This is a genomic window from Superficieibacter sp. (genome assembly GCF_032071645.1).
Lineage (GTDB): Bacteria > Pseudomonadota > Gammaproteobacteria > Enterobacterales > Enterobacteriaceae > Superficieibacter.
The window spans coordinates 91,079-112,532 of the sequence record NZ_DAMAPU010000008.1 but is presented as its reverse complement, the minus strand read 5'-3'; the positions used below and the strand labels follow the sequence as shown (position 1 = coordinate 112,532).

The window sequence follows — 21,454 nt, the reverse complement described above, 5'->3', positions numbered from 1 at the left end:
CTCATTAAGAACGTTTTCAGGAGACACGATTATGGCCAGCAGAGGCGTAAATAAGGTGATTCTCGTCGGTAATCTGGGGCAGGACCCGGAAGTACGCTACATGCCGAGTGGTGGTGCAGTTGCCAACTTCACGCTGGCTACTTCCGAATCCTGGCGTGATAAGCAGACCGGTGAGACAAAAGAGCAGACCGAATGGCACCGCGTGGTGATGTTTGGCAAACTGGCAGAAGTTGCTGGTGAGTATCTGCGTAAAGGTTCTCAGGTGTATATCGAAGGCCAGCTGCGTACCCGTAAATGGACCGATCAGAGTGGTCAGGAACGCTATACCACCGAGATCAACGTCCCGCAAATTGGCGGCGTGATGCAAATGCTGGGTGGTCGTCCGCAGGGCGGCGCTCCGGCAGGCGGTGGTCAGCAGGGCGGTTGGGGTCAGCCTCAGCAGCCACAGCAGCAGCCTCAGGGCGGCGGCAACCAGTTCAGCGGCGGCGCGCAGTCTCGTCCGCAGCAGCAGTCCGCACCGGCACCGTCTAACGAGCCGCCGATGGACTTTGACGACGATATCCCGTTCTAAGAACACTATCATCGACCAGCTCCTTCACCGGGGCTGGTGCTTTCGCCCCGCGTCGATCAGGTAATGACTACTGGCCAGTCTGGCGGCATCTTACTCATGGTTTCGACCATCACCTCTTTAACATTATTCATAATCGCCGACATATCACCCAGCGTAATGCCCAGTAGCCCGGTGGCAAACCAGCAGGCTGCAACAAGCCCAAGCAGGGTACTGATCACCGCCAGACCAATGTAATCTGCTTTGCGGAACTGAACGTTTAGCGTACTGGCGATAAACATCAGCCCGGCGCTTACCAGCGGCCAGCGCAGCAAAACAACGCTGGTAGTAATGGTAGCCATGAAACTTCATCCTCAATCAAAAAATGACATGCCTTCGGCCTGACAGCCGATTCGTAAAAACGTGGGCGGTCATGGAGCAGGCGAGTAGTGTAATGAAACGGCGTTCCTGTTTCACAGGATGTGTGAACTATATCACATTTGTTCTTTTATTCACCAGTCAGCAGCGGGATTTTTGCCCGATTGCGGCCATGAAAAATTTTCATCCTTCACGCGGGACAAACTCAGCTATATTGTTTACTGACTTTTTTAACGGCAAGTAGCGGGTTCATCCTCATGGTTAAATTATGATTAAGATTTAAGCTACGTTAAAATGTACCGCTGTATAACTGTTTCTGAAAAAAAGCGAGTGGACAGTTAAATGTACGTATGATTAACTTTTGAACCCACCATTTTGCCTGGTCATTTAATTCTTTTGTCATTTTTTTTGTACAGATTTATTGCAGTGTGCAATCCCCTCTCGTTTTTTTTGAATTTAACGAGTACTTAATTATCACGCGGTTAATCTTCCGCTCATTTTGCCAAAAGTGGTATATGGAATTCAGCATATACTGTTTTCATGACACAACTCATCAACCAGTTGCTGCATAAATATACAGCGCACTATTGTAACTTCCCCGGCGACTCTCTCTTTTTACGGCATTATGCGCATTTTCTCCTCTCCTTAATAAAAACGTGACGTTCACTTTAAGTTTGGCTTACGGAAAAATATTATCTTCATAACCAAATATTAGGTTTTTACGATAAAAAGTCGGTTGCTAATGTCGTATGATTCATGCAACGTAATCACCTGTTTATCTAAAGTATCCGCTCTGGAGCGCAGGCACATAAAATGCAGGGACATTAGGCTGAAATGAATCATAGCGCGCAACGCAAGGTGCTGAGAGTTCTTGGGATCATCATGGTAGTTCTTCTGCCGGTGATGCTTGCGCTATGGTTTGCTCATTTAAGAGCCGTTTCAGAAACCCGCGATCAGCTCCGTTCATTTGCGCAACTTGCGCTCAATAAAACGGAGAAAGTAATTCGGCAGGCTGACATCGCGCGCGATGCGGCGGAACAATATCGCGGCGACATTTGTAGTCCACAGCATCAGCAGCGAATGCTTAATATTGTTCATGGCCGTCTGTATGTTGATGATTTAATCTACGCCACAGGCAATCAATTTATTTGTTCAACCACTACGCGTCCCGCTCAAGCCTACTTGATGCCGAAAGAAAATTACTCGCGTAAACCCGATGTGCATATTTATTATTATCGCGATACGCCGTTTTATCCTGGCTATAAAATGAACTATATGCGACGCGGTAATTATGTCGCCGTGATCAATCCGCTTTCCTACAGTGAAGTTATTTCTGAAGACCAGTCTCTGGCGTATGGTGTTTATGATACGGTGACCAATGAATTTTTCTCGGTCAGCGAGCAGGCCAATCCGACGATATTGAAAAAGCTTTTACTTAATAAAGATTATACCTTCCAGCATGACGGACGGTTTTATACCATTGCCCGCTCCGAACGACGGCCTATCGCCATTATTGTCTCCACCACCGCTTCACGCTTTCACGATAATTTCTACCATCAGGCTTCCTTAACCCTGCCGCTGGGGATAATTTGCAGCATTTTGATCCTGCTGGTCTGGTCGCGAACGCACCGGGAGTACAACTCCCCGCGCCGTCTGCTCCAGCGTGCGCTGCAAAAACGCCAGCTTCGCCTGCATTATCAACCCATTATCGATATTAAAAATAACCAGTGCGTCGGTGCTGAAGCGCTATTGCGTTGGCCAGGATTTGAAGGTCAGGTTATGGGGCCGGGAGAATTTATTCCGCTGGCAGAAAAAGAAGGGTTGATTGAACATGTCACGGATTATGTGGTTGATGAAGTTTTTTCTGATTTAGGCCATTTCCTTGCTGGACATCCAGAGCTCTATATTTCCATTAACTTATCGGCGTCCGATTTTCACTCTTCGCGCTTAATTGCTCTCATCTCGGATAAAGCACAAAAACACTCCGTGCTGGCGCAGCAAATCAAAATTGAAGTCACCGAACGCGGGTTTATTGATGTACCCAAAACGACCCCGGTTATTCAGGCATTTCGCCAGGCGGGCTATGAAGTGGCGATAGACGATTTCGGCACCGGTTATTCCAACCTGCACAATCTCTATTCCCTGAATGTCGATATTTTAAAAATTGATAAATCATTTATCGATACCCTGAGTACCAATAACCTGATCGCCGAGCATATTGTTGAGATGGCGCAAAGCCTGCGGCTGAAAACCATTGCAGAAGGGGTAGAGACGGCGGAGCAGGTGTCATGGCTGCTCAAGCGTGGGGTACAGTATTGCCAGGGCTGGCACTTCGCCAAAGCCATGCCGCCGCAGGAGTTTATCAACTGGCTCCAGCAGCCCATCAGGCTGTTGAAGCCGCGCAAGCATCACGCTGAAATCTGATGACGATAATCCGTTGGCGTGCGATCGAATTCGCGGCGGAAAACGCGGGAAAAGGTTTGCTGCGAGACGTAACCCAGATCCATGGCGATATCAAAAATAGGACGCTGGGTGGTGCGTAACGCTTCCGCCGCCAGCAGCAACCGACGCTGACGGATGTAATCGCCCAGAGTCTGGTGCATCACCGCGCGGAACATCCGCTGTAAATACCACTTCGAATATCCTGATTTTCTGGCGACCATATCAATGTTAAGCGGTTGATCGATATGTTCATCAATCCATTCAATCAGCGTTTGAATAATTTCGCGATGCGACATACAGCGGCCTCTTCTCATCTAAGATTCGTCATTTCTCTGCGGGCGAGTATAATTCCTCAAGTTAACTTGAGGTAAAGTGCTTTATGGAAAAGAGATCCCCACGTATAAAAGCGCTGCTGACGCCGGGTGAAGTCGCCAGGCGTAGCGGCGTGGCGGTATCGGCCCTGCATTTTTACGAGAGTAAGGGCTTAATTAAGAGTATTCGTAACAGCGGCAATCAGCGGCGCTACTCGCGCGACGTGTTGCGCTATGTGGCGATCATTAAGATTGCCCAGCGCATCGGCATTCCGCTGGCGACGATTGGCGAATCGTTCGGCGTCCTGCCGGAAGGGCATAACCTGAGCGCCAAAGAATGGCAGCATCTTTCCTCCCAGTGGCGCGAGGAGCTGGATCGGCGCATTCATACGCTGGTTGCACTGCGCGATCAGCTTGACGGCTGTATCGGCTGCGGCTGTCTTTCGCGGCGCGACTGCCCGCTGCGTAATCCCGGCGACAAACTGGGGGAAGAGGGTACCGGCGCGCGTCTGCTGGAAGAGGAGTAGAAAGGCGGAACCTCTCCTATAGTTAATCAGGTCAAACTACAGGAGAAATGTATGCTGAAGGTGCATCATCTTAACCAGTCGCGCTCGCAGCGCGTGCTCTGGGCGCTTGAGGAACTGAAGCTGCCGTATGAAATCGTGCATTATCAGCGCGAGAAAACCATGCTTGCCCCGGACGCGCTGAAGAAAGTGCATCCGCTGGGCAAATCGCCGGTGCTGGAGGATAACGGGCTGATTATCGCCGAATCCGGTGCGATCCTTGAGTATCTGGAAGAGTATTACGATCCCACCCACCAGCTTCAGCCGCAGGATAAAGAGCAAAAGCTGAAGTACCGCTTCTGGCTGCACTACGCCGAAGGATCGCTGATGCCGCTGCTACTAATGAAGCTGATTTTCGGGCGTCTCGGCAAGCCACCAGTGCCGTTTGGCCTGCGTACGCTGGGTAACGCGCTGGGGCAGGGCGTACAGAAAGCCTATCTCAATAAGCAGATCGAAACCCACGCGCGTTTTATTGAGGCTGAGCTTGCGCATACCCCGTGGTTTGCCGGAGAAAATCTGAGCATGGCCGATGTCCAGATGAGCTTCCCGGTTTTTGCCCTGCTCTCACGCGGCGGTATCGATAATCTCCCTAATCTGAAGGCGTGGAAAACGCGCGTGGAAATGCGCCCGGCCTGGCAGACGGCAATTGAGAAAGGCGGCCCGTTCACGCTGCCGGGCGAATAAAACCCGCGCGGTTGCAAATAATTCGCAGTTAAAACGTTGCCAGATTGCGCATAAACGATAACGTTTGCGCATCTGCTGGTGATTTCTTCATCACCCCCGGTGAATTTTCGTCAATCGTTGCAAAGTTCAGTTGAAAAAGGCGGGTTAAACGCTGGATAATCGTTTGCCTTTTATCTGCGGGCGCGGTTAAGGCGGTTTTTTCGTCCTTATTCGCATGAGCGGATAACTTTTAAAGCCGTTTTGTTTGCGCGGAGTTAAACGTTTGCTTTTTACGGTGCCTCTTTACCGTGATCCAGCACAGGGAGATGACGTTTAGCTGGCAGTGGATGGTCCACCACGCTTACCAACGAAAGATAAAAATTCTCAGGGGATGTTTTCTATGTCTACGCCTTCAGCGCGTACCGGCGGTTCACTTGACGCCTGGTTTAAAATTTCTGCTCGCGGCAGCTCCGTTCGTCAGGAGATTGTCGCCGGTCTGACCACCTTTCTGGCGATGGTCTACTCCGTGATTGTGGTGCCGGGGATGCTCGGCAAAGCGGGTTTTCCACCCGCAGCGGTGTTTGTGGCGACCTGCCTGGTCGCAGGCGTTGGCTCCATCGTGATGGGGCTGTGGGCTAACCTGCCGCTGGCGATTGGCTGCGCCATCTCGCTGACCGCCTTTACCGCATTTAGCCTGGTACTGGGTCAGCACATCAGTATTCCGGTTGCGCTTGGCGCGGTATTCCTGATGGGTGTGCTGTTCACCGTCATCTCCGCAACCGGCATTCGTAGCTGGATTTTGCGCAACCTGCCGCAGGGCATCGCGCACGGTACCGGGATTGGTATTGGCCTGTTCCTGCTGCTGATTGCCGCTAACGGCGTGGGTCTGGTGATCAAAAACCCGCTTGACGGTTTACCGGTCACGCTGGGCCACTTCGACAGCTTCCCGGTGATTATGTCGCTGATTGGTCTGGCGATGATTATCGGTCTGGAGAAACTGAAAGTGCCGGGCGGCATCCTGCTGACCATTATCAGCATTTCAGTGGTCGGCCTGCTTTTCGATCCTAACGTCCATTTTTCCGGCATTTTTGCCATGCCGTCGTTAAGCGACGCAAACGGTAATTCGCTGATTGGCAGCCTGGATATTATGGGCGCGCTGAATCCGCTGGTGCTGCCGAGCGTGCTGGCGCTGGTGATGACCGCCGTATTTGATGCCACCGGCACCATTCGCGCGGTCGCAGGCCAGGCCAACCTGCTGGATAAAGACGGGCAGATCATCAACGGCGGCAAAGCGCTGACCACCGACTCCCTGAGCAGCGTGTTCTCCGGCCTGGTCGGCGCGGCACCCGCAGCGGTGTATATCGAGTCTGCGGCAGGAACGGCGGCAGGCGGCAAGACCGGCCTGACGGCGATCACCGTTGGCGTGCTGTTCCTGCTGATCCTGTTCCTCTCTCCGCTCTCTTATCTCGTTCCGGCCTATGCCACCGCTCCGGCGCTGATGTACGTCGGCCTGCTGATGCTAAGCAACGTGGCGAAAATCGATTTTGCCGATTTTGTCGATGCCATGTGCGGGCTGATCACCGCCGTATTCATCGTGCTGACCTGTAATATCGTGACGGGCATTATGATCGGTTTTGCGGCGCTGGTGATTGGGCGCATCGTGTCCGGCGAATGGCGTAAGCTGAACCTCGGCACCGTAATTATCGCGCTGGCGCTGGTAATTTTTTACGCGGGCGGCTGGGCCATTTAAGTCTGCGTGCAGCATAAACGGGTGGCTTTAGCCACCCGTTTTTGTTTTTAAGCCACATCCTGTTTCCCTTCCGTTCATCTCAGTGTTCTACTATGAGAGATGCGCAGTGCGCTTGATTTCACACAAAGCAAACAGGGACAGCATGGAAATATTCTTCACAATACTGATTATGACCCTCGTGGTCTCACTTTCTGGCGTGGTAACACGCGTTCTACCTTTTCAAATCCCTTTACCGTTGATGCAGATCGCCATCGGGGCGCTGCTGGCCTGGCCGACCTTTGGTCTGCATGTTGAGTTTGATCCAGAACTCTTTCTGGTCCTGTTTATCCCGCCGCTTCTGTTTGCTGACGGCTGGAAAACGCCGACCCGCGAGTTTCTGGAGCACGGGCGGGAAATTTTCGGCCTCGCGCTGGCGCTGGTACTGGTGACGGTAGCGGGGATAGGATTCCTCATCTACTGGATGGTGCCAGGTATTCCGTTAATTCCGGCGTTCGCGCTGGCGGCCGTGCTGTCGCCGACCGATGCGGTAGCGCTCTCCGGGATTGTGGGCGAGGGGCGGATCCCGAAGAAAATTATGGGTATTCTTCAGGGCGAAGCGTTGATGAATGACGCCTCCGGCCTGGTGTCACTGAAGTTTGCCGTCGCGGTGGCGATGGGCACGATGGTCTTTACCGTCGGCGGCGCGACCGTTGAGTTTATGAAAGTCGCCATCGGCGGCCTGCTGGCGGGCTTTATCGTCAGCTGGCTGTACGGCCGTTCCTTGCGCTTTCTTAGCCGCTGGGGTGGCGATGAACCGGCCACGCAAATTGTTCTGCTGTTCCTGCTGCCGTTTGCCTCCTATCTGATTGCCGAACATGTTGGCGTCTCCGGCATTCTGGCGGCGGTGGCGGCAGGGATGACCATCACCCGTTCTGGCGTGATGCGCTCCGCGCCGCTGGCGATGCGCCTGCGTGCAAACAGCACCTGGGCGATGCTGGAATTTGTGTTTAACGGCATGGTATTCCTACTGTTGGGTCTGCAACTGCCGGGCATTCTGGAGTCCTCGCTGGCGGCGGCCGAAATCGATCCTAACGTTGAAACCTGGATGCTCTTCACCGACATCGTGCTGATCTACGCCGCGCTGATGCTGGTACGCTTCGGCTGGCTGTGGACGATGAAAAAGTTCAGCCTGCGCTTCCTGAAAAACAAGCCGATGGAGTTTGGGTCATGGAGTACGCGCGAGCTGCTAATCGCCTCCGTCGCCGGGGTGCGTGGTGCCATTACTCTGGCCGGTGTGCTCTCTATTCCGCTGTTACTGCCGGACGGCAACGGTTTCCCGGCGCGTTATGAGCTGGTCTTTCTCGCCGCCGGGGTAATCCTCTTCTCGCTGTTTGTTGGCGTGATTGTGCTGCCAATGCTGCTTCAGCAAATTGACGTGCGCGATCATTCGCAGCAGTTAAAAGAGGAACGGCTGGCGCGGGCGGCAACGGCAGACGTCGCTATCGTCGCGATTGAAAAAATGGAAGAGCGTCTGGCGACTAACGCCGAGGAAAACATCGACAATCAGCTGCTGCGTGAAGTCAGTTCGCGGGTGATTGGCAACCTGCGCCGTCGCGCTGACGGGCGTAACGATGTGGAAAACTCATTCCAGGAGGAAAATCTGGAGCGCCGCTTCCGCCTTGCCGCGCTGCGATCTGAACGTGCCGAGCTTTATCATCTGCGTGCCACCCGGCAAATCAGCAATGAAACGCTGCAAAAGCTGCTGCACGATTTAGATTTGCTGGAAGCCTTACTGGTTGAGCATAAATAACGGTCAGCCCTTCTTCTTTATGGAAGAAGGGCGGCTATTTCTCCGGTAGCCAGAACCCTTCACAGCACGTCAGCCACGCTCTGGCGCTGTGCGACAAATACACGCCTTCCCGCCAGATCATCCCTAACTGCCAGCGTAAATCGCTTTGCAGCGGTAGCCAGCGTACCGTGGCTTTATCCAGCCGCTGACATATCGGTTCCGGGAGAACGGCCAGCCCTACGCCCGCCTGCACCATCGCCGCCAGAAAATCCCATTGCCCGCTCCGCACCGCAATACGCGGCTTGACGTTATGCTGGCTAAAAAGCTGCATTAACTGGCGGCTGAGGGCAAAATCCTCGTTATAAATCAGCAGCGGATGCGCGGCGAGCTGGCGAGGAGAAATGGTTTCGCAGCTTAGCCAGTCGCCGGATCGCGGCACCAGCACGCAAAGCGGATGGCTGAACAACGGCTGGGTGGTCAGGCCGCTTTCTTCCTCCACCGGCAGCGCGGTCATCGCCACGTCCAGCTCACCGTTCATGACCGCCTGCTGCACGGTCAGGCCGCCGAATTCAGAAATCTTTAGCTCCACGCCCGGATAGCGCTGGCGAAACAGGCTAATCGGGCCTGCCATTAACACGCCCACCATCGGCGGAATGCCCAGCCGTAACAGCCCTTTATTGAGGTGGTTGATATCGCTTAACTCAGCTTCAAGCTGGTTAAACTCGCCGAGGATCGCCAGCCCCCGTTCAAAAACGACGCGCCCGGTATCGGTGAGCAGCAGCCTGCGCCCGTCGCGAATGAGCAGGGTACAGTTCAGCTCATCTTCCAGATTTTTTAGCATTTTGCTGATGGTTGGCTGGGTGACGAAAAGCCGCTCCGCCGCCCGCGTGAAACTCTGCTGGCGAACCACTTCAACAAAATAGCGCAGCGTTCTTAGATCCATCGTTATTCCTTCAGACTATGGGAGCGATGATTTTAATTCATTTCAGTCGCCGTCAGGCGCTCACTATAATGCCGCTTCTGTTTCATTTTCCCAGGAATTATTCAAATGGCTGTGGCCTCCGGGCGCGTGATGCCTGCCGTGGTGCGCTATCTTCAGATCCCGGTACAGGTATTACTTTACGCCGGGTTATTCGTGATCGCTGAGTACCTCGTCGCATGGTTACATTTACCGCTGCCCGCCAATCTGGTTGGAATGCTGATGCTGCTGGCATTAATTGTTTGCCGGGCGGTCCCGTTGCCGTGGGTCCGCGCCGGATCGCGCTGGCTGCTGGCCGAGATGCTGCTGTTTTTTGTGCCTGCGGTGGTGGCGGTAGTCAATTATAGCCAGTTGCTGAGGGTAGAAGGCTGGCGCATCTTCGCGGTGATCGCATTGAGTACGCTGATGGTGCTGGGCGCAACCGCCTGGGTTGTCGACAAAGTCTACCGCTATGAATTAACCCGAGAAAAACGATGAGTCAGTTTGCGCTTAGCCTGCTGTGCCTGGCAATCACCCTGGCGCTTTACTATGCCAATAAGCGGCTCTACCGACGCTTTCGCCGACTGCCCTTGATGCCGCTGGTGCTCACGCCGGTTTTACTGGTGCTGATGCTGGTCTTCGGCCATATCTCTTATCAAAATTATCTTGGTGAGACGCACTGGCTGCTGTGGCTGCTGGGTCCGGCGACGGTGGCGTTTGCCGTGCCGGTCTATGACAATCTGAAAATCATCCGTCGCCACTGGATGTCGCTTTCAGCGGGCGTCATCACCGCGACGGTGGTTGCCGTCACCAGCTCAGTCTGGCTGGCGCGGCTGTTTATGCTGCCCGATGAAATCCAGCGCAGCCTGGCGGTGCGTTCTGTGACCACGCCGTTTGCGCTGGCGGCGGCGCAGCCGCTGGGAGGCCAGCCCGATCTGGTGGCGCTATTTGTGGTGGTTACTGGCGTATTCGGCATGGCAGTGGGCGATATGCTGTTTTTGCGCCTCTCCATTCAGGCGGGAATGGCGAAAGGCGCGGGTTTTGGCGCAGCCTCGCACGGCGCGGGAACGGCGCGATCGTGGGAATTAGGCCCACAGGAAGGGGTGATTGCCAGTCTGGTGATGATGCTTTCCGGCATTCTGATGGTGCTTATCGCGCCGCTGGTGGCGTGGGTGATGTTCTGAAAGCTCCCCGGTCGCCTGGCCGGGGAGAACCGCGATTTTACCGATCTCTGGCCCGCGTCAGCTTACGCAGAATGCGTTCGGCCTGCTGTTTAAACGTCGCCGCCGCCTGCCCGGTGGTTTGCCTGCCGTAATCCATATTTTCCCAGGCCGTGGTGAACTGGTCCACGATTTGATTATCTTCAATCCACGGTGTGGCAACCATATTACTGGGCAATGCCTGCACCAGATTCAGCCCCGCGACCATAGGATCGTTTTTCTTAATCACCTCATGACGGGTGAGCGTCTCTACCGCCGTTTTGCCCAGCGGAATGCCGCGCTCCAGACCCAACGCCAGCGCCGCGTCTTTATCGTTTAGCAGGAAATTCAGCAGCATTGCCGCTTCGCGCGGGTGTTTTGTCGATTTCGCCACCGAAAACATCTGGGCGACTTTAAAATAGATACCGGCATCTTTAGCCTGCGGTAATACCGGATATTTCCCGGTGACCAGCGTTGCGGGCGGGGCAAGATTATTTATATACATTCGGACAGACACATTCCATGTATAGGCTCCGCCCCATTTATTATTGATCCACGGTTTCATTTCATAGTCGTAGCCCTTGCCGTAAGAAGCCAGCGTGCGGGGGCCAGGAATGACGTGATCGTCCTTCAGGCGCTGGAGAAAGCGAAAGGCATCCAGCCACTGCTCGTCGCTCCAGGGCATGATCTTTTTCTGCGCATCGAACATCGGCAGGTTATATTTTTGCATCATGTAGCTGTTGATCATCAGGAGCACATCCTGATTCACCATCACTAACGGGTAATAATCATTGCCCAGTTTTTCTTTAAACGTTTTTCCGGCAGCGAAAAGTGCCTCCCAGGTTTCAGGGTAAGCGATACCCGCCTGTTTCCACGTTTCTGTATTGTAATAAAACACTGGCGCATTAACGGAAATGGGCAAGCCGTTCAGTTTGTCATTGAGGGTTACAGGAAGCAGATCCCGCGCGTCGAATTGCGTGAGATCGACCCATTCCTTTAGCTGATAAATATCATAATAGCCGTTGCCGTCCTTCGAAAATATCGGTAGCCACGGCCAGTTAGTTTGCATGATATCCGGTTCCGTACCGCTGGCTATTTGCGTGCTGAGGCGGGACTGATGTCCTTCCCAGCCGGTATATTCGGCTTTCACTTTGATATCGGGATATTTCTTTTCAAAGGCCGCAAGCGCTTTTAAAGTGGCCTGATGACGGCTATTCCCGCCCCACCAGGACATGCGTAATTCAACAGGCTGGGCGGCAAAAACGGGCGGGCAAAGTAATAATAATGCTGAAAAGGCAACGGCAATTCTGGTTTTCATTGTGCTTCTCCTGGACAGACATACGCCGGTGAGTAACGGCAAAATACTCACCAGGAGACGACGCGGCGTCTTGCCGCGTCGTTAAAGGGCACGGGCTATATTTTCAGTCGGGCAACCAGCGTAAATTCACGGAAATTCACCGGACGCTGCTGCTGGATGGAGATATTGCTGGCAATTCCGGTCAGGATCGACATCGCCCCTGCCTGATGATCGGCTGCGCGCTGGAGCGGGTCATGTTCCGGCTCGCCGAACAGATCGGCCAGCATCGCGTTATCGCCGCCGCCGTGACCGCCTTCACCTGACGTGAATTCCACTTTCCACGGTGCGGCGAACATCGGGAATACGGTGATATCGCAGTGTTCCAGACTGCCTTCATTTTCGCGCTTCCCTCCGGCGTTAACATAAGATTTCTCAACGATTTTCATCTCCAGGCGACCTTCGCTGCCGTTGAAAACCACGTTCAGTCCTTCCCACGGCAGATAAGCATTCAGCGAGTAGGTCAGCTGCACCTGATTCTGATATTTCACCAGCACCGACAGAGTGTCTTCGATGGTAATGCCATCGCTGAACACGTTCTGGTCGCGAAAATAACCATCTTCATGTTCCGCATCGAGATACAGCGCTTTGAGCTGGGCGTTATCTTCCATATGCAGCGCAAACGGATCGTTCTGCGCCTGGCGATAACCGTGAGTGCGCGGATAAAAATCCGTTATGCCTCTCTTTTCCGCATTTTCTTTACCGTAAAAGCGCAGCCCGCCTTCGGCATAAACACGTTCTGGATAACTGTTCAGCCAGAAGTTCATCAGATCGAAATGGTGAGTCGATTTATGAACCAGCAGGCCGCCGCTATTCCGTTTTTCCCGGTGCCAGCGCCGGAAATAATCTGCGCCATGTTCGGTATTCAGCAGCCATTCAAAATGCACGGAATGGATGTGACCAATAACGTCTTCCATTAGCAGTTCACGTATTTTGCTATGGTGCGGCGCGTAGCGATAATTAAAGGCGACGCGCACGGTGTGCCCGGTTTCTTCAATCGCATCAAGAATACGCAGCGCGCGTTGTTCATCAATGGTCATCGGCTTTTCAGTGATGATGTCGCAGCCCGCGCGCAGGCCGCGGACAATATAGTCATCATGGGTGCGATCCATCGTGGTGACGATAATAATATCCGGCCGGGTTGTGCGGATCATCTCCTCAAACTGCGGCGCTTTCCACGTCGGCACTGGCTCTGCGCCTGCCTCTTGTAGCCGCTGGTTGGCGTAATCCATTCGCGTTTGGTTGGTGTCGCAAAATGCGACTAACTGAGTGTTATCCCGCCATTTGCCGCCGATGGCTGAAATATATAAACCTGCACGTCCGCCCGTGCCAACCAGCGCATATTTTTTCATAGCATCCTCGATTATGATAAAGCCATTAACGTTATCAGGACGAAACGATGAAACGCATCCCGCACCAGTTAATCGAATTAAACAGCACGTTTATCTGGCACTGGCCCTGGTTTATTCAGGGCGTGGAATGTGCGAAACAGCATGGTTTCACCGGGATCATCCTGCACCAACAGGAACTTTTTTCTATTCTGGCAACGCCTTCGCCATTAAGTCAGCGGGTAAATGTTGAAAATCTTATTCATCAACAGCATTACGCGTTGCATTATTTAAAACGGGTCGATCGTTATTTACAGGAAAATAATTTATCCTTTTGGTTACAGGGCGAAGCCGCGCCCACCGATGATATTATCCGGCGTAAATTCCCGGAGTTTGCTTTCGATGAAAACAGCACCCCGGATTTTTGGTCGCATTTTTATGCCACGATTTTTACGCCGCTACTGACGGCTTTGCCGCACCTTAGCGGAGTGATCCTCAGTCTGACGACGCCAACGTTTCAGGCAGAGAGCTGGCAGCAGGCACTGCATCATGCCTGGAGCCTGCTGCGCAGGCATGGCAAAAAGCTGGTGCTGCGCGATTTCATTGATGAAAGCTGGCCGCGTCAGCAACTGACCGGCGTACTTTCTGCGCTGCCTGCCGATGTCCGCGCCTCGATTAAAGCGACGGAACTCGACTACCACCCCGGTTTTGCGAATCATCCCGCTATCGCCACGCTTACCGGACATAAAAAATGGATCGAATACGATCTCTTCGGGATCGGCTACGGCTGGACGCTTCTCCCTTGCTATCTGGCCGACGACATTCGCGGTCGTTTAAGCTGGGCAATCAGCGTTGCCGGTGACGATATCGAAGCCATCACTTCCCGTATTAGCTGGCAGTGGCTTCCTGACAGCCGGGTGATGGACTCCGTCAACGACATCAACCTGCCAGGGCTTAGGGTCGCCAACCAGCGCACGCCCGATTCGGTGTTCGAACTGTGGTCGGAACAGCATCAGCTGCGTTTTCGCACCTCACAGGACAGGCAGCGTCTGGCGGAGGTGCTTCAGGCCAGTTATGACTGGCTGTGCAAAACGCCCAATATGCTTGGTCGTCGTTTGCATTATCAGAGCCAGATCCCGGCAAGCATCGCCCAGGCGCAGCAACTGCTGCATATGGACACGCGCAGCGCCAACTGGCTTCAGGCGTGGCAGCCGTTAATGCCGGTAGATGACATGGCCCTCGGTCTTGAGCAGCGGCAGCTAATCCGGCTGGAGAAAGAGAATGCCTGTTTTCTTGCCGCCCGCGCGGTCCAGTCCTTGCGCGAACTTCTTCCCCGCATTGCCTGCCCGAACGATACCCTGGAGCGACTGCTCAATGCCTGGCGAAGCGCGGAAATATATAGTCAGATGTTTGCCCAGGTCGCCGATGCCATTGCCGACGAGTTGTGGTGCGACCATTATGGCGACGCCTCGCTGCCCGCTGATACGCTGCGTCAGCATCAGGAGCGGCTTTTACGCTATGCCGACACCCTCGACCGCTGGCTGGAGCCCTCGACAGCACCGCCGTTTTTACCCTTGTTGATCAGTCCGCAGCGGCTAAGAGGGTTTGCCTGTAGTCTCGCTAAATCCGAATGAGATAAGAATAAAAAGCCGGGGCATAAAAGTCGCCATTTACCGTCGCGGCAGAAGGGAGAAGGCAGGGGAAGGGAGGAGAAGTGCTACCCGCGTCACGAAGTGAAAAAAAAGAGTGTGACGGAGGTCATTTTTTACCGCGCGCCGAATGTGACTTTAGTCACTTCGTGGTGGCCCGGAAAGCGATCCAGCGGCAGGAGCGGGAAAGACAATTCCTGACCTTACGCCGCCAGGATGTCTTTTAGCTGATTCATCCCCGGTCAGTTGACCGGGGAAAACGGTGAGATTAATGCGCGCGGCCCTGCTCGATGCCGATGCCGGTTTGCGAGCGGATAAACTGGGCGCGGAACTGTTCGCGCTCCAGCTTGCCTTCCGGCGTGTTATCGGTGGCGGAGAAGATCCAGATGCCGATAAACGCTACGGCGATGGAGAACAGCGCCGGGTACTCATACGGGAAGATAGCTGAGGTGTGACCGAGGATCTGCACCCAAATCGTCGGGCCGAGGATCATCAGGATCACCGCCGTTAATAAGCCCAGCCAGCCGCCAATCATCGCGCCTCGCGTCGTCAGCTTCGACCAGTACATCGACAGCAGAATAATCGGGAAGTTACAGCTCGCGGCGATTGAGAACGCCAGGCCGACCATGAAAGCGATGTTCTGGTTTTCAAACAGGATCCCCAGCAGGATCGCCACCACGCCCAGCACCAGCACGGTGATTTTCGACACCTTCAGTTCATCACGCTCCGATGCGCCTTTGCGGAACACGTTGGCGTAAAGATCGTGCGAAACCGCTGACGCTCCCGCCAGCGTTAATCCGGCGACCACCGCCAGAATAGTGGCAAAGGCCACCGCTGAAATAAAGCCGAGGAACAGGTTGCCGCCGACCGCATCCGCCAGATGTACCGCCGCCATATTATTGCCGCCAATCAGCGCGCCTGCGGCATCTTTAAACACCGGATTGGCTCCGACCAGCATGATAGCCCCGAAACCAATAATAAAGGTCAGGATGTAGAAGTAGCCCATAAAGCCGGTGGCGTAGAAGACGCTTTTACGGGCTTCGCGGGCATCGCTCACGGTGAAGAAACGCATCAAAATGTGCGGCAGACCGGCAGTACCAAACATCAGACCCAGCCCCAGCGACAGCGCGGAGATCGGATCTTTCACCAGTCCGCCGGGGCTCATAATCGCCGCCCCTTTCGGATGCACCGCCATCGCCTCGTTGAACAGGTTATTAAAGCTGAAACCGACATGCTTCATGACCATAAAGGCCATAAAACTCGCGCCGAACAGCAGCAGCACGGCCTTAATAATTTGCACCCAGGTGGTGGCGAGCATACCGCCAAAGAGTACGTACATCACCATCAGCACGCCCACCAGTACAACCGCGATATGGTAATTCAGACCGAACAACAGTTCGATGAGCTTACCCGCGCCGACCATCTGCGCGATCAGGTACAGCGCCACCACCACCAGCGAGCCGCAGGCGGAGAGGATACGAATCGGCCCCTGTTTCAGGCGGTAGGAGGCGACATCGGCAAAGGTGAAGCGTCCAAGGTTACGCAGACGCTCGGCGATGAGAAACAGAATAATCGGCCAGCCAACCAGGAAACCGAGCGAATAAATCAGGCCATCGTAGCCGGAGGTATAAACCAGCGCCGAAATGCCGAGAAACGAGGCGGCAGACATAAAGTCACCGGCAATCGCCAGCCCGTTCTGAAAACCCGTAATGTTGCCGCCTGCCGTATAGTAATCGCTGCGCGAACGTACCCGTTTGGAGGCCCAGTACGTGATGTAAAGGGTCAGCGCCACGAAAATCAGGAACATGATGATCGCCTGCCAGTTGGTCGGCTGGCGTTCGACCGCGCCGGTAATGGCATCGGCAGCATGGACGCTAAAAGGCAGCGTGGCGGCAAGCGCCGTCAGGACTCTTTTCATGGTGCATTTACCTCGCGGATAACGGCATTGTTCAGGCGATCAAATTCACTGTTGGCCCGCCAGACGTAAACGCCGGTCAGGACAAAAGAAATCACAATCACGCCGATCCCAATCGGAATGCCGCGCGTGACGCTGGTGCCTGCGTGCAGAGGCGTGCCCAGCCAGCCAGGTGCGAAGGCAATCAACAAAATAAAGCCGACGTAAATGACCAGCATGATCAGCGAGAGGATCACGGCGAAACGCTGCCGTTTATGAACCAGCTCCCTGAAATGCGCACTATGTTCTATCCGCTGATAAATGGTGTCATTCATCACAGAGTCTCCAGAGGGTTATTGTTGTTTTTCCCTCTCCCTGACGGGAGAGGGTAGGGGTGAGGGATTATGAAGGCATCGCCAGCGCCTGCTTTTCTTCGAGCAGTTTTTCCACCACGCCAGGATCGGCAAGCGTAGAGGTATCGCCCAGGTTGCTGGTGTCTCCGGCGGCGATTTTGCGCAGAATACGGCGCATGATTTTGCCGGAGCGCGTTTTCGGCAGCGAGTCGGTCCAGTGCAAAATATCTGGCGTCGCCAGCGGGCCGATCTCTTTACGTACCCAGTTGCGCACTTCGGAATACAGCTCCGCCGAAGGTTCTTCACCGTGGTTGAGGGTCACATAAGCATAAATGGCCTGACCTTTGATGTTGTGCGGAATGCCGACCACCGCCGCTTCGGCGATTTTCGGATGCGCAACCAGCGCGGATTCAATTTCGGCCGTGCCCAGTCGGTGACCGGAAACGTTAAGAACGTCATCCACGCGTCCGGTGATCCAGTAGTAGCCGTCTTCATCACGGCGCGCGCCGTCACCGCTGAAATACTGGTTTTTAAAGGTCGAGAAATAGGTTTGCTCAAAGCGATCGTGATCGCCAAACAGCGTGCGTGCCTGACCGGGCCAGGAATCAGTAATCACCAGATTGCCTTCGGTCGCGCCTTCCTGCGGATTGCCTTCATTATCGACCAGCGCAGGCTGCACGCCAAAGAACGGGCGGGTGGCGGAACCGGCTTTGAGTTCAATTGCGCCGGGCAGCGGGGTGATCATAAAGCCGCCGGTTTCGGTCTGCCACCAGGTATCCATGACCGGGCATTTTTCATTGCCGATTTTTTTCCAGTACCACTCCCACGCTTCCGGGTTAATCGGCTCGCCCACCGAACCAAGAATGCGCAGCGAGCTACGGTCAGTGCCTTCGGTCGCTTTATCGCCTTCCGCCATCAGCGCGCGAATAGCCGTCGGCGCGGTGTAGAGAATATTGACCTTATGCTTGTCCACCACCTGCGCCATACGCGCCGGGGTCGGCCAGTTTGGCACGCCTTCAAACATCAGCGTTGTCGCCCCGCAGGCCAGCGGACCGTACAGCAGATAGCTATGCCCGGTGACCCAGCCCACGTCGGCGGTACACCAGTAAATTTCACCGGGATGGTAATCGAAGACGTATTTAAAGGTGGTTGCGGCATAAACCAGATAACCGCCGGTCGAATGCAGTACGCCTTTAGGCTTGCCGGTGGAGCCGGAGGTATAAAGGATAAACAGCGGATCTTCTGCATTCATCTCTTCCGGCGGGTGTTCGGCGCTGGCCTGCTCAATCAGATCGCTCCACCACAGGTCGCGTCCCTCATGCCAGTCAACCTTACCGCCGGTCCGCTTCAGCACCACAACGTGCTCCACGCTGTTAACGTTCGGATTTTTCAGCGCGTCATCGACATTTTTCTTCAGGGGGATGCTGCGCCCGGCGCGGATGCCTTCATCCGCCGTGATCACCAGCCGCGAACTGGAGTCGATGATACGCCCGGCCACCGCTTCCGGGGAGAATCCGCCGAAGATCACCGAATGCACCGCGCCAATACGCGCGCAGGCCAGCATTGCCACCGCCGCTTCCGGCACCATCGGCATATAAATTGCCACCACGTCGCCTTTTTTGATCCCCAGATCCTGCAAGGTATTGGCAAAGCGGCAGACATCGCGATGCAGTTCCCGGTAAGAAATATGCTTGCTTTGGCTGGCATCGTCGCCTTCCCAGATAATTGCGGTCTGGTCACCGCGCGCCTGCAAATGGCGATCGAGACAGTTGGCCGCCAGATTCAGCGTTCCGTCTTCATACCATTTAATAGAAATATTGCCGGGAGCGAAGGAGGTGTTTTTCACCTTCTGATAAGGCTGGATCCAGTCAAGGATTTTGCCCTGCTCGCCCCAGAAGGTGTCGGGATCGGTAATGGACTGTTGATATTTTTCTTCGTACTGCTCCGGGTTGATCAGGCAGTTTTCCGCAATATTTGCGGGAATGGCATGTTTGTGTATTTGGCTCATGGCTTTTTTTCTCCTTGTAAGATGTTAATGATATGTCACATAAACGTTAATTACAGGAGGGCGGGAAGCTTTGTTTATTTTTTGGGCGGCAGATCACGCATTAAATGTACTGTTTGAAAAACCAGCAAACGAATCTTTGAAGCGTAATAGTTTGAAATGATGATTATTATAATTATCGTGCAATATTATTTATTTATAACAAAAGGTTATAGAACGTAACTGCCTATAACTCTGTTTACCACCTGCATTTTTCATCAACAACGCCGTTGTGAAAGGGTTGCGCAGGATACCCGGCAAATGGTACTGATTATGCGCGACAAAAAATCCTAAAAAAGGACGCGACACAATTTCATACCTTTCACCAGGCATCATTCACATTTGTGGATGACGCAGTTCGTTAAGGAAGTCCGTTGTTATGAAAAACATAAAACTCAGCCTGGCATGGCAGATTTTGCTGGCCCTTGTGCTGGGCATTCTGCTGGGCAGTTACCTCCATTACCACGCGGATAATCGTGAATGGCTGATTGCGAACCTGCTCTCTCCGGCAGGGGATATCTTTATCCACCTTATAAAAATGATAGTCGTCCCTATCGTTATTTCCACGTTGATTGTGGGGATCGCGGGTGTCGGCGATGCAAAACAGCTTGGCCGTATTGGCGCGAAAACCATTCTCTATTTCGAAGTGATCACTACGGTCGCCATTATTCTGGGGATCACGCTGGCAAACGTCTTCCAGCCGGGAGCCGGGATTGATATGGCGCAACTGGCGACGGTGGATATTTCGAAATACCAGAGTACGACGGCGGAAGTGCAAAGCCATGCGCACGGTTTGATGGGGACTATTCTGTCGCTGGTGCCGACGAACATCGTTGCGTCAATGGCGAAGGGCGATATGCTGGCGATTATCTTCTTCTCCGTGCTCTTTGGCCTTGGGCTTTCCTCACTGCCTGCCACCCACCGTGAGCCGCTGGTGACGGTGTTCCGCTCCATCTCGGAGACCATGTTTAAAGTCACGCATATGGTGATGCGCTACGCGCCGGTCGGCGTCTTTGCGCTGATTTCGGTGACGGTGGCGAATTTTGGTTTTGCTTCGCTGTGGCCGCTGGCGAAACTGGTTCTGCTGGTGCATTTCGCGATTGTCTTCTTTGCGCTGGTGGTGCTGGGCTGCGTCGCGCGGCTGTGTAAACTCAGCATCTGGACGCTGATCCGCATTCTGAAAGACGAACTGATCCTCGCCTACTCAACCGCCAGTTCCGAGAGCGTGCTGCCGCGCATTATCGAGAAAATGGAAGCCTACGGCGCACCGGCGTCAATTACCAGCTTTGTGGTCCCCACCGGTTATTCCTTTAACCTCGACGGCTCCACGCTGTACCAGAGCATCGCGGCCATCTTTATCGCCCAGCTCTACGGGATCGATCTCTCGCTGGGTCAGGAGATCATCCTGGTGCTGACGCTGATGGTGACGTCAAAAGGGATTGCGGGCGTGCCGGGCGTTTCCTTTGTGGTGCTGTTGGCGACGCTGGGCAGCGTAGGTATTCCGCTGGAAGGGCTGGCGTTTATTGCAGGCGTCGACCGTATCCTCGATATGGCACGTACCGCGCTTAACGTGGTCGGTAACGCGCTGGCGGTACTGGTGATCGCCAAGTGGGAACACAAATTTGACCGCAAAAAGGCTCTGGCCTATGAGCGTGAAATGCTGGGCAAATTTGATAAGACCGCGAATCAATAATTTAAGGGCGCATTAAGACCTCTGCTCCTCACAAGCCAGGCGGGTTTCCCCGCCTGGTGAGTTTAACCGGCTTTACAGGCCAGCTTCGCCGCCACCTCCTGATGCTCACTCTTTATTGACAGCTCGCAGAGTCTTCCGCGATTAATAAAGGTAAAAATCACTATTGTTAGACAAACCACTAATAAGACCGCTAACACATATTTCAATGGCGTCATGCCTTTTACTCCTTGCAAAAAAAAGGGTAAGAGGCTAATCTCAACTTGTGTGGAGTTGAGGGATAGCCTCGGGTTAATGGAAACATTGCCCGGGGCTTTCTGCTTTCTATCCCTCACTTATTATGCTCAAGACAGAAAGCCTTAAGCACCCGCCGGATATCATATTCGTTCTGGCTGAAAATTAAAGAGAAAACGGCATGTAATTCTGGCAGGTAATTGCATTATTTCTGGAATGAAGATCACATGGCTGGTTTATATATAAATGCAGTCAATAATAATAGCGTGAAAAGTTTAAGGGCGCATTAAGACCTCTGCTCCTCACAAGCCAGGCGGGTTTCCCCGCCT

Annotated in this window: 19 protein-coding genes; 10 read left to right on the top strand and 9 right to left on the bottom strand. The window is 53.9% G+C overall.

All coding sequences use genetic code 11. The features are described from left to right. The first annotated feature begins 31 nt into the window (after positions 1–31). A complete protein-coding gene (ssb1, locus tag RT197_RS15555) occupies positions 32–571 on the top strand; it encodes a single-stranded DNA-binding protein SSB1 (RefSeq protein WP_312952059.1) in 540 nt (179 codons plus the stop codon). Between the two features lie 56 nt (positions 572–627). On the opposite strand, the gene RT197_RS15550 is transcribed toward ssb1, so the two are convergent. Beyond that, the gene (locus tag RT197_RS15550) at positions 628–909 is read right to left on the bottom strand and encodes a YjcB family protein (protein ID WP_312952058.1); all 282 of its coding nucleotides are present in this window, start codon (positions 907–909) and stop codon (positions 628–630) included. Positions 910–1,759: 850 nt separating this feature from the next. Between RT197_RS15550 and RT197_RS15545 the strand changes: the two genes are divergently transcribed. Then, a complete protein-coding gene (locus RT197_RS15545) occupies positions 1,760–3,349 on the top strand; it encodes an EAL domain-containing protein (protein ID WP_312952057.1) in 1,590 nt (529 codons plus the stop codon). Here the strand turns inward: RT197_RS15545 and soxS are convergent. After that, positions 3,334–3,663 (bottom strand): superoxide response transcriptional regulator SoxS, encoded by a 330-nt coding sequence (gene soxS / locus RT197_RS15540; protein WP_312952056.1) that lies wholly within the window; start codon positions 3,661–3,663, stop codon positions 3,334–3,336. The two genes, RT197_RS15545 and soxS, sit on opposite strands and share 16 nt — an antisense overlap. An 83-nt stretch (positions 3,664–3,746) precedes the next feature. On the opposite strand from soxS, the gene soxR reads away from it, so the two are divergent. From soxR to RT197_RS15520, 4 genes are all read left to right on the top strand, one after another. Continuing rightward, entirely contained in the window at positions 3,747–4,205 is a 459-nt protein-coding gene (gene soxR, locus RT197_RS15535; protein WP_312952055.1) for a redox-sensitive transcriptional activator SoxR, read from the top strand. Between the two features lie 51 nt (positions 4,206–4,256). Further along, positions 4,257–4,925, top strand: coding sequence for a glutathione S-transferase (locus tag RT197_RS15530; RefSeq protein ID WP_312952054.1), 669 nt, complete (start codon positions 4,257–4,259; stop codon positions 4,923–4,925). Between the two features lie 379 nt (positions 4,926–5,304). Beyond that, positions 5,305–6,654, top strand: a complete 1,350-nt coding sequence (locus RT197_RS15525) for an NCS2 family permease (protein ID WP_312952053.1) — start codon at positions 5,305–5,307, stop codon at positions 6,652–6,654. A 142-nt stretch (positions 6,655–6,796) separates the two neighbouring features. Further along, the gene (locus tag RT197_RS15520; RefSeq protein WP_312952052.1) at positions 6,797–8,443 is read left to right on the top strand and encodes a Na+/H+ antiporter; all 1,647 of its coding nucleotides are present in this window, start codon (positions 6,797–6,799) and stop codon (positions 8,441–8,443) included. Between the two features lie 34 nt (positions 8,444–8,477). On the opposite strand, the gene RT197_RS15515 is transcribed toward RT197_RS15520, so the two are convergent. Next, entirely contained in the window at positions 8,478–9,365 is an 888-nt protein-coding gene (locus tag RT197_RS15515) for a LysR substrate-binding domain-containing protein (protein ID WP_312952051.1), read from the bottom strand. A gap of 105 nt (positions 9,366–9,470) precedes the next feature. On the opposite strand from RT197_RS15515, the gene RT197_RS15510 reads away from it, so the two are divergent. Both RT197_RS15510 and RT197_RS15505 read left to right on the top strand, forming a co-directional pair. Then, on the top strand, positions 9,471–9,878 hold the full coding sequence (locus RT197_RS15510) for a CidA/LrgA family protein (RefSeq protein ID WP_312952050.1): 408 nt from the start codon (positions 9,471–9,473) through the stop codon (positions 9,876–9,878). Then, on the top strand, positions 9,875–10,564 hold the full coding sequence (locus tag RT197_RS15505) for an LrgB family protein (RefSeq protein WP_312952049.1): 690 nt from the start codon (positions 9,875–9,877) through the stop codon (positions 10,562–10,564). The genes RT197_RS15510 and RT197_RS15505 overlap by 4 nt, the downstream gene beginning before the upstream one ends. A gap of 37 nt (positions 10,565–10,601) precedes the next feature. Here the strand turns inward: RT197_RS15505 and RT197_RS15500 are convergent, their stop codons facing one another. After that, positions 10,602–11,897, bottom strand: a complete 1,296-nt coding sequence (locus RT197_RS15500) for an ABC transporter substrate-binding protein (RefSeq protein ID WP_312952048.1) — start codon at positions 11,895–11,897, stop codon at positions 10,602–10,604. Positions 11,898–11,992: 95 nt separating this feature from the next. Next, positions 11,993–13,285, bottom strand: a complete 1,293-nt coding sequence (locus tag RT197_RS15495; RefSeq protein WP_312952047.1) for a Gfo/Idh/MocA family oxidoreductase — start codon at positions 13,283–13,285, stop codon at positions 11,993–11,995. A 47-nt stretch (positions 13,286–13,332) separates the two neighbouring features. Here RT197_RS15495 and RT197_RS15490 point away from each other — a divergent pair, with 47 nt between their 5' ends. After that, the gene (locus tag RT197_RS15490) at positions 13,333–14,895 is read left to right on the top strand and encodes a hypothetical protein (protein WP_312952046.1); all 1,563 of its coding nucleotides are present in this window, start codon (positions 13,333–13,335) and stop codon (positions 14,893–14,895) included. A 283-nt stretch (positions 14,896–15,178) separates the two neighbouring features. On the opposite strand, the gene actP is transcribed toward RT197_RS15490, so the two are convergent. From actP to acs, 3 genes are all read right to left on the bottom strand, one after another. Beyond that, entirely contained in the window at positions 15,179–16,828 is a 1,650-nt protein-coding gene (actP, locus tag RT197_RS15485; protein ID WP_312952045.1) for a cation/acetate symporter ActP, read from the bottom strand. After that, the gene (locus RT197_RS15480) at positions 16,825–17,139 is read right to left on the bottom strand and encodes a DUF485 domain-containing protein (protein ID WP_312952044.1); all 315 of its coding nucleotides are present in this window, start codon (positions 17,137–17,139) and stop codon (positions 16,825–16,827) included. The genes actP and RT197_RS15480 overlap by 4 nt, the downstream gene beginning before the upstream one ends. Before the next feature lie 67 nt (positions 17,140–17,206). Further along, positions 17,207–19,165, bottom strand: coding sequence for an acetate--CoA ligase (gene acs / locus RT197_RS15475; RefSeq protein ID WP_312952043.1), 1,959 nt, complete (start codon positions 19,163–19,165; stop codon positions 17,207–17,209). Between the two features lie 415 nt (positions 19,166–19,580). Between acs and gltP the strand changes: the two genes are divergently transcribed. Continuing rightward, entirely contained in the window at positions 19,581–20,894 is a 1,314-nt protein-coding gene (gltP, locus tag RT197_RS15470; RefSeq protein ID WP_312952042.1) for a glutamate/aspartate:proton symporter GltP, read from the top strand. Between the two features lie 62 nt (positions 20,895–20,956). Here the strand turns inward: gltP and RT197_RS15465 are convergent, their stop codons facing one another. Further along, positions 20,957–21,109, bottom strand: a complete 153-nt coding sequence (locus tag RT197_RS15465; protein WP_312952041.1) for a Hok/Gef family protein — start codon at positions 21,107–21,109, stop codon at positions 20,957–20,959. Positions 21,110–21,454 lie beyond the last annotated feature (345 nt).

Bases quoted from the DNA above. Each gene is read 5' to 3' on its own strand.
- ssb1 (WP_312952059.1), top strand. From the start codon at position 32: ATGGCCAGCAGAGGCGTAAATAAGGTGATTCTCGTCGGTAATCTGGGG.
- RT197_RS15550 (WP_312952058.1), bottom strand. From the start codon at position 909: ATGGCTACCATTACTACCAGCGTTGTTTTGCTGCGCTGGCCGCTGGTA.
- RT197_RS15545 (WP_312952057.1), top strand. From the start codon at position 1,760: ATGAATCATAGCGCGCAACGCAAGGTGCTGAGAGTTCTTGGGATCATC.
- soxS (WP_312952056.1), bottom strand. From the start codon at position 3,663: ATGTCGCATCGCGAAATTATTCAAACGCTGATTGAATGGATTGATGAA.
- soxR (WP_312952055.1), top strand. From the start codon at position 3,747: ATGGAAAAGAGATCCCCACGTATAAAAGCGCTGCTGACGCCGGGTGAA.
- RT197_RS15530 (WP_312952054.1), top strand. From the start codon at position 4,257: ATGCTGAAGGTGCATCATCTTAACCAGTCGCGCTCGCAGCGCGTGCTC.
- RT197_RS15525 (WP_312952053.1), top strand. From the start codon at position 5,305: ATGTCTACGCCTTCAGCGCGTACCGGCGGTTCACTTGACGCCTGGTTT.
- RT197_RS15520 (WP_312952052.1), top strand. From the start codon at position 6,797: ATGGAAATATTCTTCACAATACTGATTATGACCCTCGTGGTCTCACTT.
- RT197_RS15515 (WP_312952051.1), bottom strand. From the start codon at position 9,365: ATGGATCTAAGAACGCTGCGCTATTTTGTTGAAGTGGTTCGCCAGCAG.
- RT197_RS15510 (WP_312952050.1), top strand. From the start codon at position 9,471: ATGGCTGTGGCCTCCGGGCGCGTGATGCCTGCCGTGGTGCGCTATCTT.
- RT197_RS15505 (WP_312952049.1), top strand. From the start codon at position 9,875: ATGAGTCAGTTTGCGCTTAGCCTGCTGTGCCTGGCAATCACCCTGGCG.
- RT197_RS15500 (WP_312952048.1), bottom strand. From the start codon at position 11,897: ATGAAAACCAGAATTGCCGTTGCCTTTTCAGCATTATTATTACTTTGC.
- RT197_RS15495 (WP_312952047.1), bottom strand. From the start codon at position 13,285: ATGAAAAAATATGCGCTGGTTGGCACGGGCGGACGTGCAGGTTTATAT.
- RT197_RS15490 (WP_312952046.1), top strand. From the start codon at position 13,333: ATGAAACGCATCCCGCACCAGTTAATCGAATTAAACAGCACGTTTATC.
- actP (WP_312952045.1), bottom strand. From the start codon at position 16,828: ATGAAAAGAGTCCTGACGGCGCTTGCCGCCACGCTGCCTTTTAGCGTC.
- RT197_RS15480 (WP_312952044.1), bottom strand. From the start codon at position 17,139: ATGAATGACACCATTTATCAGCGGATAGAACATAGTGCGCATTTCAGG.
- acs (WP_312952043.1), bottom strand. From the start codon at position 19,165: ATGAGCCAAATACACAAACATGCCATTCCCGCAAATATTGCGGAAAAC.
- gltP (WP_312952042.1), top strand. From the start codon at position 19,581: ATGAAAAACATAAAACTCAGCCTGGCATGGCAGATTTTGCTGGCCCTT.
- RT197_RS15465 (WP_312952041.1), bottom strand. From the start codon at position 21,109: ATGACGCCATTGAAATATGTGTTAGCGGTCTTATTAGTGGTTTGTCTA.